At 52.4% G+C, this 16168-nt stretch carries 10 protein-coding genes and 1 tRNA gene; 5 read left to right on the top strand and 6 right to left on the bottom strand.

The genetic code is table 11. The annotated features are described in order from the left end of the window. Positions 1-2: 2 nt before the first annotated feature. The gene (locus tag D9N14_RS09615) at positions 3-1679 is read right to left on the bottom strand and encodes an HDOD domain-containing protein (protein WP_290579158.1); all 1677 of its coding nucleotides are present in this window, start codon (positions 1677-1679) and stop codon (positions 3-5) included. A gap of 258 nt (positions 1680-1937) precedes the next feature. On the opposite strand from D9N14_RS09615, the gene D9N14_RS09610 reads away from it, so the two are divergent. From D9N14_RS09610 to D9N14_RS09590, 5 genes are read left to right on the top strand one after another with little or no spacing between them, the layout of a single operon-like run. Next, the gene (locus D9N14_RS09610) at positions 1938-3743 is read left to right on the top strand and encodes an extracellular solute-binding protein (protein WP_290579157.1); all 1806 of its coding nucleotides are present in this window, start codon (positions 1938-1940) and stop codon (positions 3741-3743) included. A gap of 25 nt (positions 3744-3768) precedes the next feature. Continuing rightward, positions 3769-5580 carry an extracellular solute-binding protein gene (locus tag D9N14_RS09605; protein WP_290579156.1) on the top strand — a complete coding sequence of 604 codons (1812 nt, stop codon included), beginning with the start codon at positions 3769-3771 and terminating at the stop codon, positions 5578-5580. Positions 5581-5586: 6 nt separating this feature from the next. Beyond that, positions 5587-6672 (top strand): microcin C ABC transporter permease YejB, encoded by a 1086-nt coding sequence (locus tag D9N14_RS09600; protein WP_290579155.1) that lies wholly within the window; start codon positions 5587-5589, stop codon positions 6670-6672. 6 nt (positions 6673-6678) lie between these two features. Further along, complete coding sequence (locus D9N14_RS09595; protein ID WP_290579237.1) at positions 6679-7698, top strand: ABC transporter permease; 1020 nt, start codon at positions 6679-6681, stop codon at positions 7696-7698. Position 7699: 1 nt separating this feature from the next. Continuing rightward, on the top strand, positions 7700-9298 hold the full coding sequence (locus tag D9N14_RS09590; protein ID WP_290579154.1) for an ABC transporter ATP-binding protein: 1599 nt from the start codon (positions 7700-7702) through the stop codon (positions 9296-9298). Positions 9299-9473: 175 nt separating this feature from the next. Here the strand turns inward: D9N14_RS09590 and D9N14_RS09585 are convergent, their stop codons facing one another. From D9N14_RS09585 to clpX, 5 genes are all read right to left on the bottom strand, one after another. Next, positions 9474-11366, bottom strand: coding sequence for a SurA N-terminal domain-containing protein (locus D9N14_RS09585; protein ID WP_290579153.1), 1893 nt, complete (start codon positions 11364-11366; stop codon positions 9474-9476). 115 nt (positions 11367-11481) lie between these two features. Beyond that, a tRNA-Asp gene (locus D9N14_RS09580) sits at positions 11482-11558 on the bottom strand. Between the two features lie 134 nt (positions 11559-11692). Next, entirely contained in the window at positions 11693-11968 is a 276-nt protein-coding gene (locus tag D9N14_RS09575; RefSeq protein WP_290579152.1) for an HU family DNA-binding protein, read from the bottom strand. Between the two features lie 298 nt (positions 11969-12266). Next, entirely contained in the window at positions 12267-14684 is a 2418-nt protein-coding gene (gene lon / locus D9N14_RS09570; RefSeq protein ID WP_290579151.1) for an endopeptidase La, read from the bottom strand. A gap of 168 nt (positions 14685-14852) precedes the next feature. Further along, the gene (gene clpX, locus D9N14_RS09565; RefSeq protein ID WP_290579150.1) at positions 14853-16154 is read right to left on the bottom strand and encodes an ATP-dependent Clp protease ATP-binding subunit ClpX; all 1302 of its coding nucleotides are present in this window, start codon (positions 16152-16154) and stop codon (positions 14853-14855) included. Between the last annotated feature and the right edge of the window lie 14 nt (positions 16155-16168).

The following is a 16168-nucleotide window of genomic DNA, read 5'->3' as shown; positions in this document are numbered from 1 at the left end:
CATCAACTCTGGTTGGCGGTCAGCGCCAGCCCAACCTGTTGCGCCAGCATGGTAAAGCCCGCGTATTGCTGATCGTTCAACGGACGCCTGGAAACCGCCTGATCCCCATAGAAAATACCGATGGGCCGACGGGATACAATGATCGGCGCGACAAAGTATTCGGAATACCCCAACACCTCATCCAGATGGGCGGTATGCAGATAAGCACGACCGGCCATCATTTTTGATCCCATCCAGAACTGTTGCGACTGCCGGATCGCGTTGGAGAACGTGTTTTCCTCCAGCAGGTTGATTTTTAGGCGCTCCTTGAACTCCAGATCCACCTGGCCTTTAAAAAACTTCGGCACCAACACTTTGCGATCTTTGGCTACCAGCGCCATGACGACCCGATCCAGGCCGATGGCGTCGAGCATGCCACCCATCACCAGATTGAACATCTGGTTCACATCCACCCGCTTATCCGCAATGAGGATATTCAGCTGCTGCATAATATCCATCTGCAGCTGAACATCCTGCACCCCTACCTGAACTTGGGTTTCAGTATCCTCGCGATCCAGAACCGGCTGCGGTCGACTGCCACCGGTCAGAGCCATTTCGATCAGATCCTCAATCCCTTCGTCCTCTTCCTGGTGACGGGTCCCAGTCTGAGCCACAGCACTCGTCTCTGGGCCAGACCTGGCTTCTGCGCCGGCGTCTTGGGGTGGCGCTCCCGCCTCTGACTCGGGGGGCATGCCGGATTCCACCTGATTCAGGTTTACAGGTTTCAGGTTCACCGGCTCCTGGACCAGAGCGGGATCCGCCCGGGTATCGGAGTTCGGGATCAAATGCCGCACCTTGGCCGCACCGTAGTGGACCGCCAGATCCTGGGCCATATCGGCCATCTGCTTGGCGTCCTCCATGGCATCCTTAAAGCTGATGTCGCGGAACTTGGCGACGCTCTTAATCACTTTTTTGACCGGGTCCGAATTCCAACCCAGCATGGCCACCTGGCTCAGCTCGTCGCCCAGGATCACCGCCTGCGCCAGTTTACTCGGGTATTTTGGCTTGCTCAGCGCCTCCACCAGAATATCCCCCAGCTCCCACTGTTTGGCCAGCGCTACGGAAATCTGATCAAAGCTGAACCCCAATACCTCCAGGGCCGCATCGTTGGCGGTCATCTCATTCTCCCGCAGCAACAGGTTCAGTTTGCGACTGACCTCATCGTCCCGCGACAGCATCGATAGTTCGGCAAAGTGCAGTAATAATGTGGAAATGAAGATCTCTTCCTGATCCGGCGCTTTCGCAGACCGCAGCATGCTCCGCGCCTGCATGGCGGCATGGAATGAATTGGCGATCTGGCCCATCAGATATTCAGAGGGGTTCTGCTTGAGGATGTTGTCCAGGATCTGCATGGACAACGAAATATCGCGGATGGTGGTAAAGCCGAGCATGACAATCGCCCGGGTAATGGTTTTGATGTTCCCCCCGAGCCCCTTGTAGACCACGCTATTGGAAACCTGCAGCACCCGCGTCGTAAGGCTGGGGTCCTTCAGTATCTGCTCAGTCAGCTGTGAAACCCGGGAGTCGTCGTCCGTGGTGAGCTTGCTTAATTTTTGCACTGTTTCGGCCAGCGCCGGCATGTGCTCCTTCCCCAGGAAATCCACCCAATCATCAACGGAATTCTTTTGATCCACCAACATTCCAACTCGATTTCCAATATCACCCTATAACCTTAAGCATAGTCAGTTTAAACGGGAGTGCTTGTTTTGTTTGAAGTTATGCTTTGAACCGGTTATAAATGTTGGGTGTTCTACTCCAGCCCGAGCAAACCCATAATAAAACCAATAGGTTATCCCTTATATATGCCTGTATATTCAGACGCTTACCGAGTTTGCACTGGCGCTTTCAGCAGGTGTAAAACCCAGTCCAGCGCTCTGTTATCAGGCTGTCTGCTGCTGATGTTGCTGGCGTTGATCAGTCGTCCCAGCCTGGCGGATGTGATGGTCTCCCATGCGCTTGCCCTCTATGATGAGCCGAAATATGCAAAAAATTTCGAGCATTTTGATTACGTTAATCCAAAGGCCCCCAAGGGCGGCAAAATCACACTGCCGGCGCTGGGTTCATTTGACACGTTAAATCCCTACGTACTCAAAGGGATCAGCCCCTCGACCTTCATCTGGCTTTACGGAATTACGGAGCTGAATGAGACCCTGATGGTGGGAACGGGCTTCTATCTGGAATCCGGCGATGAGCCCCAGACCGCCTATTGCCTGGTATGCGAATGGTTGGAATACCCGCCCGATTACAGTTGGGTGATTTTTCAGATCAACCGCGCCGCCCGCTTCCACGACGGAACTCCCATTACCGCCGATGACGTGGTGCACAGCTTCCAGCTGCTGACCAGTAATGAGGCCCACCCCACCTACCTCAACAACATGATCGCCGTGGATTCGGTGGAGGCACTGTCAGACTACCGGGTACGTTTCACCTTTAAAACCACGGGTGAGCGCTCCAATCTGCTGCGGGTGGGTGAGCTGCCGGTCATGTCAAAAAAGCACTGGACCTCTCACACCTTCGGCAGATCTTCCGGAACCCCTCAGCCCTTGAGTGGTCCTTACAAAGTGAAGGACTTTGTATTGGGGAATTATTTAGTGCTGGAACGGGTGCCGGATTTCTGGGCCAAAGATCACCCTGTCTACCAGGGTATGTTCAACTACGATGAGGTGCGCTTTGACTTCTATCGGGATCGCACCGTTGCCTTTGAAGCATTCAAATCCGGTGCCGTGGATCTGTGGATGGAGAATGTATCGAAAAACTGGGCGACCGCCTACGATTTTCCTGGTATCAAAAACGGAACCATCAAAAAGGTCGAACTGCCCCACAGCATCCCCTCCGGCACCCAGGCATTTTTCCTGAACATGAGACGGGATGTATTCAAGGATGTGCGGGTCAGGCAGGCCATCTCACTCATGTTCGATTTTCAGTGGACAAACCGGAATATTTTCAGTGACGCCTACACCCGCAGCCAATCCCACTACCCCAATTCGGTAATGGGCTCCCGCGGCTTACCCTCTGCTGCGGAACTGGCCCTGTTGGAACCCTTTCGCGACCAGTTACCGGCCAAGCTGTTTACCCAGGCATTCACATTCCCGGTGTATGACTCACCGTCAGCGCTGCGCAGCAACATGCGCGTGGCCATGCAGCTACTGAAAGACGCCGGCTGGGTATATCGGGACCAACGCCTGGTACACCCCACAACCGGCAAGCCCCTCAGGTTCGAAATGCTCATCAACAGCCCGTCGTTCCAGCGGGTCCTGCTACCCTACTCCAAAAACCTGGCGAAAATCGGGATCGAAACCGACATCCGCATCGTCGATCGCGCGCAATACAAGGTGCGCCTGGATGACTTCGATTTTGATATGACCGTATTTGTCCTGCCGCAATCGGCCTCACCCGGCCAGGAGCAAAGACTCTATTTTCACAGCAGTCAGGCTGCTGTCAGGGGGTCCAAGAACCTGTCTGGAATCCAGGACCCGGTGGTGGACGCCCTGATCCGGAACATCACTTCCGCCGCCACCCAGGACGATCTGATTGCCGCGGTGCGTGCCCTGGATCGCGTGCTTTTGTGGAACTATTACACGATACCCCACTGGCACCTGAGGTATCATCGCCTTGCCTACAAGAATATTTTCAGCCAACCACCCAACCCTGCCGCGATGTCGCTGGCATTCCAGTCCTGGTGGTTGAGCGATCTGGATAAATAAAGAAACATTAAGGGAAGCTTTGTTGATGCTTGATTTGAAACACCTGTTCATCGCCGCCACCGTCTTTTTGGCCTGCTCCCACGCCACAGCAAGCAACGTGGTCACCAGCCACGGTATCGCCATGCATGGTGATATGAAATACCAGGAAGGCTTCACCCACTTCGAGTACACCAATCCGGAGGCGCCTAAAGGCGGGTCGGTCACCCTGGCGGCCTACGGCACGTTCGATTCTTTTAATCCGGATATCGTAAAAGGGGATGCAGCTGCGTTCATTACCGTTACCTATGACACGCTGATGGTATCCGCCATGGACGAACCCTTCACCGTGTATGGATTGGTAGCAGAAAAAGTGGAATACCCCGAAGACCGCTCCTGGGTGATCTTCCACTTAAACCCCAAGGCCAGATTTCACGACGGACACCCCATCACCGCGGAAGATGTGGTGTTCACCTTCAACACCCTGATTGAGCACGGGCAGCCGTTCTACCGGGCCTATTACGCTGATGTTGTGAATGTGGAGGCGCTAGATGATCAGCGGGTCAAGTTTACCGCCCGGGACAATAAAAATCGCGAGTTGCCGCTGGTCTTGGGGCAGCTCAAGGTGCTGCCCAAGCACTATTGGGAAAACCGGGATTTTTCCGCGGCCAACCTGGAGGTTCCCCTGGGTAGCGGCCCTTACAAGATAACCTCCTTCGATACCGGAAAAAGCATCACATTTGAGCGCGTGAAGGATTACTGGGCGAAAGACCTCCCTGTAATGCGTGGCAGCTACAACTTCGACACGATTAAGGTGGAATACTATCGTGACCAGACGGTGATGCTGGAGGCCTTCAAAGGGGGCTCCTATGACTATCGCGAAGAAAACCAGTCCAAGCGCTGGGCAACCGACTACCATGGCCCCAGGTTCGATAAGGGGGAGATTATCAAGCAGGAAATACCCCACCAGAACCCCACGGGCATGCAGGCGTTCGTCATGAACACCCGCAACGAGTTGTTCCAGGATTCCAGGGTGCGACACGCGCTTAATCTGGCATTCGATTTCGAATGGACCAACAAACAATTGTTCTACGGAGCCTATAACCGCACCCAGAGTTTCTTTTCCAATTCGGACCTCGCCTCTTCAGGGCTACCATCAGAGGCGGAGCTGGCCCTGCTCGAGCCCTTCCGGGAAGACCTCCCGGTTGAAGTCTTCACCCAGGAATACCAGTCCCCCACTACAGATGGCAGTGGCAACAACCGCAAAAACATTCGCAAAGCCATCAGCCTGTTGAAGGAAGCAGGCTGGTCATTCAAGGGAACCGAACTGGTGCACTCCACGACCGGCAAACCCTTCAAGTTCGAAATACTGCTCTACAATAAAGACTTCGAGCGTGTCGTATTGCCCTATATCAAAAACCTCAAGAAACTGGGCATCGAAGCCAGTGCCAGAGTGGTGGATTCAACCAACTACATACGCATTGTGCGTGACTTCGAGTTTGATATGATTATCGGCGGATTCGGTCAATCCAACTCCCCGGGCAATGAACAACGGGACTACTGGTTTTCCAAATTTGCCGATCACAAAGGCAGTCGCAATCTGATCGGAGTTAAAGACCCCGTGGTGGACATACTGATCGAAAAAATCATCAGTGCCCAAAGCCGGGCGGACCTGGTGGCGGCCTGCCGGGCACTGGACCGGGTTTTGCTCTGGAATCACTACGTTGTGCCCCAGTGGTACATCAATAAACACCGGATTGCTTATTGGGACAAGTTCGCACAGCCCGAGATCGCCCCCATCTACGGCGACGTGGGCTTTTTCAACTGGTGGCTGAAACAAGCAGAAGCAAGTGAGCAGTAAACGCCTATGCTGGCATACATAATACGACGTCTATTACTGATCATTCCCACCTTGCTGGGAATACTCACCCTAAATTTCATCATCGTGCAGGCTGCCCCCGGTGGCCCGGTGGAACAGATGATTGCCCAATTGGAGGGCATCGAAGGGGGAGCGGCGTCCCGTATTGGAAGTGGTGCCACATCCGAAGTCCGCACCAGCTCCAGCAGCAATTCCAACTATCGTGGAGCGCAGGGGCTGGATCCCGAGCTGATTGCCAAGATCGAAAAGATGTACGGTTTTGATAAACCGGCCTGGGAACGGTTTGTGGATATGGTCAAGAGTTACTTTACCCTGGATTTTGGGGAAAGTTTCTTTCGGGACAAGAGCGTGGTGGACCTGATTATCGAAAAAATGCCGGTGTCCATTTCCCTTGGTTTATGGTCCACATTGCTGGTCTACCTGATTTCCATTCCACTGGGCATCCGAAAAGCCATCAAGAATGGGGAGAGCTTTGACATCTGGACCAGTACGGTAGTGATCATCGGTAATGCTATCCCCTCTTTCCTGTTCGCCATTTTCCTGATCGTGCTGCTGGCTGGTGGGACCTACCTGAACTGGTTCCCTTTGCGGGGCCTCACCTCCCCTAATTTTGAAGAGCTCTCACTCATGGGTAAGGTTCTGGATTATTTCTGGCACCTTGCCTTACCGATTACCGCGCTGGTGATCGGTAGTTTTGCCACCTTGACCATGCTCACCAAAAACTCGTTTCTGGACGAAATTGGTAAGCAATACGTGGTGACCGCACGGGCCAAAGGCCTGACGGAAAACCAGGTTCTGTATGGCCATGTTTTCCGCAATGCGATGTTGATCATCATCGCTGGCATTCCCGGTGCCCTGGTTTCCATCTTCTTCACTGGCGCTTTCCTGATTGAGGTAATCTTCTCTCTGGACGGTCTGGGCCTGCTGGGTTTTGAATCCATCTTGTCGCGGGATTACCCGGTAATATTCGGTACGCTCTTTATCTTTACCCTCATTTCACTGATAGTGGGGTTGATCAGCGACGTCACGTACACTCTGGTTGATCCCAGAATTGACTTTGAATCCAGGGGGTGACCGTTGTTGAAATTTACCCCCATCAATGAGCGTCGTTTTCAACGTTTCAAAGCCAACAAGCGGGGCTGGTACTCACTGTGGATTTTCCTGCTGGTGTTCTTTGTCAGTCTTTTCGCGGAATTGCTGGCTAACGACAAACCCCTGCTGATCAAGTTCGATGACAAGTTCTATTACCCCATCCTCTATACCTATTCGGAAATAGAGTTCGGTGGTGATCTGCCCACCGAGGCTGATTATCGTGACGAGTTCGTGATCGATCTGATCAACGAAAAAGGTTGGATGATCTATCCCCCGGTTCGCTTCAGTTACGACACCATTAACTACGATCTCAGCACCCCGGCCCCTTCCCCGCCGGATGGCGTTAACCTCCTGGGTACCGATGATCAGGGTCGGGATGTTCTGGCACGGGTCATCTATGGCTTCCGGATTTCGGTGCTGTTCGGGTTGGTACTGACCATATTCAGTTCTGTGGTGGGCATTGCCGCGGGTGCGCTGCAAGGTTATCACGGAGGCAAAGTGGATCTGTTCGGGCAACGCTTTATCGAAATCTGGTCGTCCCTGCCCACCCTTTTCCTGCTGATTATTCTGTCCAGTATCGTCAAACCCAATTTTTGGTGGTTGCTCGGTATCATGCTCCTGTTCAGCTGGATGACCCTGGTGCCCGTGGTTCGTGCCGAGTTTTTGCGTGGCCGTAACCTGGAATACGTCAAGGCAGCCAAAGCCCTGGGGCTTGAGGATTCCAAGATCATGGTTAAACATATTCTGCCAAATGCCATGGTGGCCACCATTACCTTCATGCCATTTATCCTCACAGGATCCATCACCACCCTCACCGCGCTGGACTTTCTCGGCTTTGGTTTACCACCCGGCTCACCCTCGCTGGGAGAACTGGTATCCCAGGGCAAATCCAATCTGCAGGCCCCCTGGTTGGGCATCAGTGCTTTTTTCGTCCTCAGCATCATGCTGACCCTTCTGGTTTTCATCGGAGAGGCCTTCCGTGATGCATTTGATCCAAGGGCCAGTTGATATGAGTGAGACCCCTGCACTGAAAATTGAATCCCTTTCGATCTCGTTTCAACAAGGCTCAAAAGAAACTCATGCGATCAAAGATGTCAGCCTGGAACTGAAACAGGGGGAAATGTTTGCCCTGGTGGGCGAAAGCGGATCGGGCAAATCGGTAACGGCGATGGCCATTACTCAACTTTTGCCACGCTCGATCACCCACTATAACTCCGGGCGCATTCTGTACCAGTCGCAGGACTTGCTGAAACTGTCACAAGAACAAATGAGGACTATACGCGGCAACAAGATCGCGATGATCTTTCAAGAGCCTCTGACCGCGCTCAATCCACTGCACACCGTTCAGAAACAAATTGGCGAGATTCTGAAGATCCATCGTAATTTGACGGGCAAAGCCGCCGTTGCCCGAATTCTGGAACTGCTGACCCTGGTGGGCATCCCCGAGCCGGAGACAAAGCTAAAGTCCTATCCCCATCAACTCTCCGGGGGCCAACGGCAGCGGGTGATGATCGCCATGGCCTTAGCCAACGAACCCGACCTGCTCATCGCAGATGAGCCCACTACGGCCCTGGATGTCACCATTCAGAAGCAGGTGCTTAACCTGCTGAAAGAACTCCAACAGAAACTGAAGATGACGGTACTGTTGATTACCCATGACCTGGGCATTGTAAAACGATACGCTCACCGTGTGGGTGTGATGACCAAGGGCCAACTGGTGGAAGTGAATACCACCGAGCAACTCTTCAATGCCCCACAGCATGAATACACCAAGTCGCTATTGGCAGCAGAGCCCAGTGGCCTACCGGTCCCCCCAAATGACAGTGCCGATCCCATAATGAAAGTTCAGTCCCTGCGGGTCTGGTTCCCCATCAAGCGCGGGGTGTTCAAACATACTGTGGGTCATGTCAAAGCCGTGGACGACATCAGTTTTACCATCAAAAAAGGCCATACACTGGGCATCGTCGGCGAAAGCGGATCAGGTAAGACCACTCTGGTCCAGGCCCTGCTCAAGCTCATCGAGAGTAATGGCAGCATAGAATTCGATGGGCAGGAACTGGAATTGCTGAACTCCCAGCAGGTACGGCCTTTACGTAAAAAAATGCAGATCGTGTTTCAAGATCCATTCAGTAGCCTCTCCCCCAGAATGAGTATTGGCGAAATCGTGGCTGAAGGCCTTAACATTCATCATATCGGCAGTCAGGGTGAACGTGAGGCCAAGGTCATTAAAGCACTGGACGAAGTGGGGCTCGACCCCGAGATGCGCCACCGCTTTCCTCATGAGTTTTCCGGTGGACAACGGCAACGCATTGCTATTGCCAGGGCCCTGATCCTGGAGCCTGAACTCATTGTGCTGGATGAACCAACTTCTGCCCTGGACCGCTCGATTCAATCCCAGCTGATGGATTTACTAAGACACCTCCAACTGAAACATGGCTTTTCCTATTTATTCATCAGCCACGATCTGAAAGTCGTAAAGACCATCGCCCACGATGTACTGGTGCTGAAACAAGGTAAGGCGTTGGAGTGTGGTCCGGCCGATGCAGTCTTCAGTGCACCACAGCACGACTATACGCGGGAGCTGATCAGCTCAGCGTTTGCCCTGTAACGTGAGCGATTGCTGGTTATTCTAGAAAGGGCTCTAACCAGAACGGACGCTAAACAGGGATAATCGAAAGGCGAGTTGAAAAGCGAGTCGAGTTAAAAAATATACCAACCTTAGAAAAAAGCCCCGATCGTTCAGGACCGGGGCTTTTTATGTAGCAACCGAGGGAGTGCGCGCATTAACGCATTTCAATCTCGGCACTATCCCTGAGTGAGGCTACATAATTGTTGAAATCCTGAGAGCCAAATTGCTGTGAGGCTGACGCCTTAGCCTGAACCACCTCAGCCTCAGCCAGATCAAATTCCCCCTCCAACACCTCGGTCAAGACCACGATTTCCTGATTACCACTGGGCAGCGCCACTGTACCAAAACTCGGCTTGTCCGACGCTGGTCTGGGCAATTCAAAGGCCTTGGACAGGATTGCGCGGGAAACCTCGGTGGCGGCCTGGCGTGATACTTCCACATCCTGTGACCACTCCAGACCGAACTCTTCAGCCACAGAGGCCAATGCCTCCCCGGCCTCCAGCTTCTCGATGATCTGAGCTGCTCTTTGCTTCGCCAGCTCTCGCACCTTCTGCTCCGTTAAAGCGGTCTTCACCAGTGTTTCCACTTCCGCCAAGCTTTGATCTCGAGCTGGCTGGTATTCCGCCAAGCGCAATACAGCGACTCTATTGTTGGGTAGCTCTACCACATCACTGTTATGACCTTCCTTCAATACCGCTTCAGAAAACGCAGCGGTGATGAAATCAGGATCTGCCGCCACACCCGCTCCACCTCGTGGAGTAAAGAAGTCGGTCGTCTGGATTGGCTTGTTATAAGATTCTGAGATGAGCTGAAGGTCACCGGACTCGAACGCCTTGCGGCTGATATCATCAACGGCTTCATCCAGCTTCTCACGGGCAAGCTGACGCTTTAGTTCTTGTGCCAGTTGATCCTTGTGTGCCTCAAAAGAGGCCACTTCAGGGGTTTCAATGCCCGTCAGCTTGATGATGTGAAAACCAAACTCTGTCTTCACTATCTCGCTGATATCGCCCTCTTTTGCCAACCCGAAGAGAGCATCTTCAAACGTGGGATCGTACAGGCCCCGTCCGGCATAATCCAGGTCTCCGCCTGCACTGGCGGTCGCGATGTCGTCGGAATAGTCCTGGGCTAACGCTTCGAAGGCTTCACCGGATTGAAGTTTTTGCTGGGCTTCCTGGATTCGAGCCTTGGCTTCATCCTCGTCCCGATCATCGTTCACTTCAACCAGAATATGGGACGCGCGACGCCGCTCCTGGGCAATCAACCCCTTTTTGTATTCGTCGTAAGCGGTGAGCAAATCCGTCTCTTCTACTGTCACATCCGAGGTAAAATCTTCGAGCGCCACACTCACGTAACTGACTTTGACTTTCTCTTCGGTTCTGTATTGTGCTTTGTTCTCATTGAAATAGTTTTCGATCTCTTGTGAAGTCAGTTCAACAGCATCTTTCAGCGGTGCAGCCTGCAGCGTGGCATAGTGGATTTTACGTTTCTGGTCATTGATCTTGACGACGTATTCCAGTTCAGGCGTCGTGATAAAGGCAGTGGCACCAATCCCGGACTGGAGTTGCTCCAGTACCATGCTTTCCTGGACTGCGCTGAACAGGCCCGCCTTGCTGAAATTTGCCTGAACCAGCAACGTCTCCAGTTTATCGTTGGAGAAGCTGCCGGACTCATCCTGAAACTGTGGCAATGAGCGGACATAGGATTTCACCAGGCTACTGGACACCGCCAACCCCTCTTTCTCTGAAGCTTGACGAATCAGCTCTTTCTGGATCAGTCCTTCAACCACCCGCGGGCGCAATAAATCGTCGGTCAGGAAGGAGTCATCAATATTGCCACCCATCTGCTGCTTTAGATTACGGCGCTGATTCTCGATGCCCCGGCTCACTTCGATCTTGGAGATCTCGACACCATTCACAACGAAGGCCACATCCTGACCACTGTTGGAATTGAAGATGCCTTCTATACCGAAAAACGCGAACGGGAGAATGAAAATGATAAGCAGAAGTTTGCCCAGCCATCCTCTGAGCAAGTTACGAAACTGCTGCATGATGTGTGCTCTCCAAAAGAGGGTCCCTGAAAATGAAAAGAGAAGCGTACCATAGATGCGCTTCTCTTCAATCTTACTTTAGGCTTCAGTCACCGAATTCTGTAAACGTCGAGTCTGGCGGAGCGGACGGGGCTCGAACCCGCGACCCCCGGCGTGACAGGCCGGTATTCTAACCAACTGAACTACCGCTCCAGAACTCAGAAAATAATTAAACAATTTAGAATATTTTTTGGCCAAGCCAGGATAATTACGGGCGACCATTGTAAGGTCTATCTAATTATTGTTGTTTACTTCAGTGACGAAACGCGAACAACCATTAATGGGTATTAACCGTTGACCGCATCTTTAAGCGCCTTACCAGGCTTAAAGGTGGGGATTTTGGCAGCTGGGATTTCGATGGGCTGTCCGGTTTGTGGGTTGCGGCCACTGCGGGCAGCTCGGTCTTTAACAGCAAAGGTGCCAAAGCCAACCAGAACCACCTGATCGTTTTGCTGCAGAGCGCCGGTTACGGTATCGATGACAGCGTCCAGTGCGCGACCAGCTTGAGCTTTAGGAATGTCAGCAGAAGCTGCAATGGCGTCGATCAATTCAGATTTATTCACAAGACTCCCCTTTTAAAAGAATTATGTCTGCGGATTTGACCAAGAATCTTGGCTCTATTTAGGTGAAAAACGTTCGGCCTAAGGACCGTGGAGGCCCCGTCTTTCGCGGCGGAGCAACTTTATACCAACTGCCAAAAAGGGCTGTCAAGCGCGCCCCTCTCGCTGCAGATAAATATTTTTTTTCAAGTCATTTTTACGGGATTCTTATCTTATTTTTACGGATGAAGGATGAAATTAATAACCCGTTGCGGGCAGAAAAGCAATCCGGCCCGCATTCAAATCGGGCCGGTTTTTATGCTTAGTGAGTACTTAGTCTATCGCCGTCGTCGTCTTCATTGTCGTCACGTTTTGCCATCTCCACTGGTTCAGGTGCATCAGTTTTGGGGCAAGGTTCCGGCATTGACACCAGCGCCAACTCAAGAACTTCGTCAATCCATTTAACGCAATGGATATCCAAATCTTCCTTTATGTTGTCAGGAATTTCTTTTAAGTCCCGCTCATTTTCCTTTGGAATGATAATCGTGGTGATGCCTCCGCGATGGGCAGCCAGTAATTTCTCTTTCAGCCCACCAATCGGCAAGACCTGCCCCCGCAGAGTGATCTCACCGGTCATCGCAACATCGGACCGTACCGGGATATTAGTCAATACCGACACTAAGGCGGTACACATGCCAATACCCGCACTGGGGCCATCTTTCGGCGTCGCCCCTTCGGGTACGTGGATGTGAATATCATTGCGATCGTGAAACTCCGGGGATATCCCCAGCATGTGAGAACGGCTCCGCACCACCGTAAGAGCCGCCTGGATGGATTCCTGCATCACATCCCCAAGGGAGCCTGTGCGGATCTGGCGACCCTTTCCGGGAACCGCTGCGGCCTCGATGGTGAGGAGTTCTCCACCAACAGAGGTCCAAGCCAGACCGGTAACCTGACCGATTCTGTCTTCATCTTCTTTCTTGCCGTAATTAAACTTGCGCACACCGCTGTAGTCCTCCAGCAACTCCGGGGAGATGGTGATGGGTTCCAATGTGGCACTGAGCACGTTTTCCTTCACATGTTTGCGGCAAACCTTTGCGATCTCCCGTTCCAGTCCACGCACACCGGACTCGCGGGTGTAGTAACGGATAAGATGACGGATTGAGTCGTCACTCATGATCAACTCCTCATCCTTGAGGCCGTTCATTTTTCGTTGTTTGGGAACCAGGTATTGCTGGGCAATATTCAATTTTTCGTCTTCTGTGTAGCCTGGTATGCGAATCACTTCCATCCGGTCCAGCAACGGGGCTGGTATGTTCATGGAGTTTGATGTGCAGATGAACAAAACGTCGGACAAATCATAATCCACTTCCAGATAGTGGTCATTGAACGTATTGTTTTGCTCGGGATCCAGCACCTCCAGCAGAGCGGAGGCCGGGTCGCCCCGCATATCCACACCCATCTTGTCGATTTCATCCAGCAGGAACAGTGGATTCTTCACGCCCACTTTGGAGATTTTCTGTACCAGCTTGCCGGGCATGGAGCCGATGTAGGTGCGGCGGTGACCCCGGATTTCCGCTTCATCCCGCACACCACCCAAGGCCATCCGCACAAACTTACGGTTGGTGGCTTTGGCAATGGACTGACCCAGTGAGGTTTTACCAACCCCGGGTGGCCCCACCAAACACAACACGGGACCCCGAATCTTGTTTACCCGGGCTTGAACGGCCAGATACTCCAGAATGCGTTCCTTGACTTCGTCCAGGCCGTAGTGATCCTGATCAAGAATCTCTTTTGCCTTCTTGAGGTCGTGACGCACCTTGCTTTTCTTCTTCCACGGCAGGTTCACCATCCAATCCAGGTAACTGCGAACCACCGTCGCCTCCGCGGACATGGGAGACATCATTTTCAATTTATTCAACTCGGCGCGGGTTTTCTCCTTCGCCTCTTTCGTCATGCCGGAGGATTCGATTTTCTTTTCGAATTCTTCCAGTTCGTTACCACCCTCTTCCAGGTCACCGAGCTCCTTCTGGATCGCTTTCATCTGCTCGTTGAGGTAGTACTCGCGCTGGCTTTTCTCCATCTGCTTTTTAACGCGACCGCGAATTCGCTTCTCCACCTGCAGCAGGTCAATTTCGCCCTCCATCAGCGCCATAAGGTGATCGATGCGCTCACGAATATCGAAAATCTCAAGAATGCGCTGCTTGTCCTGAATTTTCAGCGCCAGGTGCGCGGCAATCGTATCGGACAGTCGGCCGGGTTCTTCGATGTTGCTCACCGAAGTCAGAATCTCGGATGCCACTTTCTTACTGAGTTTCACATACTGCTCAAACTGTGAAAGCAGTGAGCGGACCAGGACTTCCCCTTCCCGCTCATCAATGTGGGAAAACGGTGTCTCCTTCACTTCTGCTTTCAGGTAACCGTCTTCCAGAGATACATTTTTGGTGAATGCCCGGCTGGCCCCTTCCACCAAAACCTTTACGGTGCCGTCTGGCAGTTTGAGCAACTGCAGAATGGTGGCAACGGTTCCCACCTGATAAAGATCACTCGGTGCCGGGTCATCATCCGAAGCATTGACTTGGGCGACCAGCACTATTTGCTTGTCGCTTTCCATTGACTCCTCCAATGCCTTGATCGATTTCTCACGACCCACGAACAGAGGTATTACCATGTGGGGATACACCACCACATCGCGGAGAGCCAATAACGGGAATTGTTTTGCTTCGCTGGGAAATGCCATTGCCAGTACCTGTTGAAAGAAGGGTGTGACTAGCAGGATTCAATTATCGTGCCGCTCACTGGAATATGTTTCTACAATGGGGCCACCTGGTGAATTAATCAAGGGGCCAGCGCCTCTATTCGAATAAAAAGGGGCCGAAAGGCCCCTTTTTACAACGCATAAATGAGGTTAATCGTCTGGCACCGCTTTTGCCTGATCATTGTTTTCATAGATCATCAACGGCTCAGATTCCCCTTTGATTACTGCACCGTCTATCACGACCTTCACCAGGTTTTTCATGGAGGGCACATCGTACATGGTATCCAATAATACCGACTCGAGAATGGAACGAAGTCCGCGCGCACCGGTCTTGCGCTCCATGGCCTTTTTCGCCACCGCAACCAGGGCATCTTCACGGAAATCCAGATCAACATTATCAAGCTCGAACAACTTGCTGTACTGTTTGGTCAGCGAGTTCTTCGGTTCAGTAAGAATCTGAACCAACGCCTCTTCATCCAACTCTTCCAGTGTTGCAATCACAGGAAGACGACCCACAAACTCAGGGATCAGCCCATAACGAACCAGATCTTCCGGCTCCACCTCTTTCAAAGTTTCACCGACTGTGCGTTTGTCGTCTTTGCTTTTTACTGTTGCGGAGAACCCAATACCGCTCTTCTCAGAGCGATCACTGATCACCTTATCCAGTCCGGCAAACGCACCACCGCAGATGAACAGGATATTGGAGGTATCCACCTGAAGGAATTCCTGCTGAGGATGCTTGCGTCCGCCCTGAGGGGGTACAGAAGCCACCGTGCCCTCGATCAACTTCAACAACGCCTGCTGCACACCTTCGCCGGACACATCACGGGTGATGGACGGGTTATCGGATTTGCGTGAAATTTTATCGATTTCGTCGATGTACACAATGCCCATCTGGGCTTTCTCGACATCATAGTCACATTTCTGCAGCAGTTTCTGGATAATATTCTCTACGTCCTCACCAACATAACCGGCTTCCGTCAGTGTTGTCGCGTCAGCAATGGTGAATGGCACGTTCAGCAGGCGGGCCAGGGTTTCGGCCAACAGGGTCTTACCGCTCCCGGTAGGCCCGATCAGTAGAATATTACTCTTGCCCAACTCCACTTCAGCACTGCTGCCTTTGGCAGATTTGGCAGATCCGGATCGCAGGCGTTTGTAGTGGTTATACACCGCTACAGACAACACTTTCTTCGCCCTTGACTGACCGATGACATAGTCGTCCAGAATGGCTTTGATTTCGGAGGGTGTGGGCAGTTTGTCGGATGTGCTGTCGCTGCTTTCTTCCTGAACCTCTTCACGAATGATGTCGTTGCAGAGATCTACACACTCATCGCAGATAAAAACAGAGGGTCCGGCAATGAGCTTGCGCACTTCGTGTTGGCTTTTGCCACAAAACGAGCAGTAGAGCAGCTTTCCGCTGTCTTCGCCTTTGCCGTCTCTTTCGTCAGTCATTTACTTACCTCATC

Origin of the sequence: Ketobacter sp. (assembly GCF_003671495.1) — a bacterium.
Lineage (GTDB): Bacteria > Pseudomonadota > Gammaproteobacteria > Pseudomonadales > Ketobacteraceae > Ketobacter.
Note: the sequence above shows the minus strand (reverse complement) of the source record. Positions and strands in the feature narration are given on the sequence as shown.

Bases quoted from the DNA above. Each gene is read 5' to 3' on its own strand.
- D9N14_RS09615 (WP_290579158.1), bottom strand. From the start codon at position 1,679: ATGTTGGTGGATCAAAAGAATTCCGTTGATGATTGGGTGGATTTCCTG.
- D9N14_RS09585 (WP_290579153.1), bottom strand. From the start codon at position 11,366: ATGCAGCAGTTTCGTAACTTGCTCAGAGGATGGCTGGGCAAACTTCTG.
- D9N14_RS09590 (WP_290579154.1), top strand. From the start codon at position 7,700: ATGAGTGAGACCCCTGCACTGAAAATTGAATCCCTTTCGATCTCGTTT.
- D9N14_RS09605 (WP_290579156.1), top strand. From the start codon at position 3,769: ATGCTTGATTTGAAACACCTGTTCATCGCCGCCACCGTCTTTTTGGCC.
- clpX (WP_290579150.1), bottom strand. From the start codon at position 16,154: ATGACTGACGAAAGAGACGGCAAAGGCGAAGACAGCGGAAAGCTGCTC.
- lon (WP_290579151.1), bottom strand. From the start codon at position 14,684: ATGGCATTTCCCAGCGAAGCAAAACAATTCCCGTTATTGGCTCTCCGC.
- D9N14_RS09600 (WP_290579155.1), top strand. From the start codon at position 5,587: ATGCTGGCATACATAATACGACGTCTATTACTGATCATTCCCACCTTG.
- D9N14_RS09610 (WP_290579157.1), top strand. From the start codon at position 1,938: ATGTTGCTGGCGTTGATCAGTCGTCCCAGCCTGGCGGATGTGATGGTC.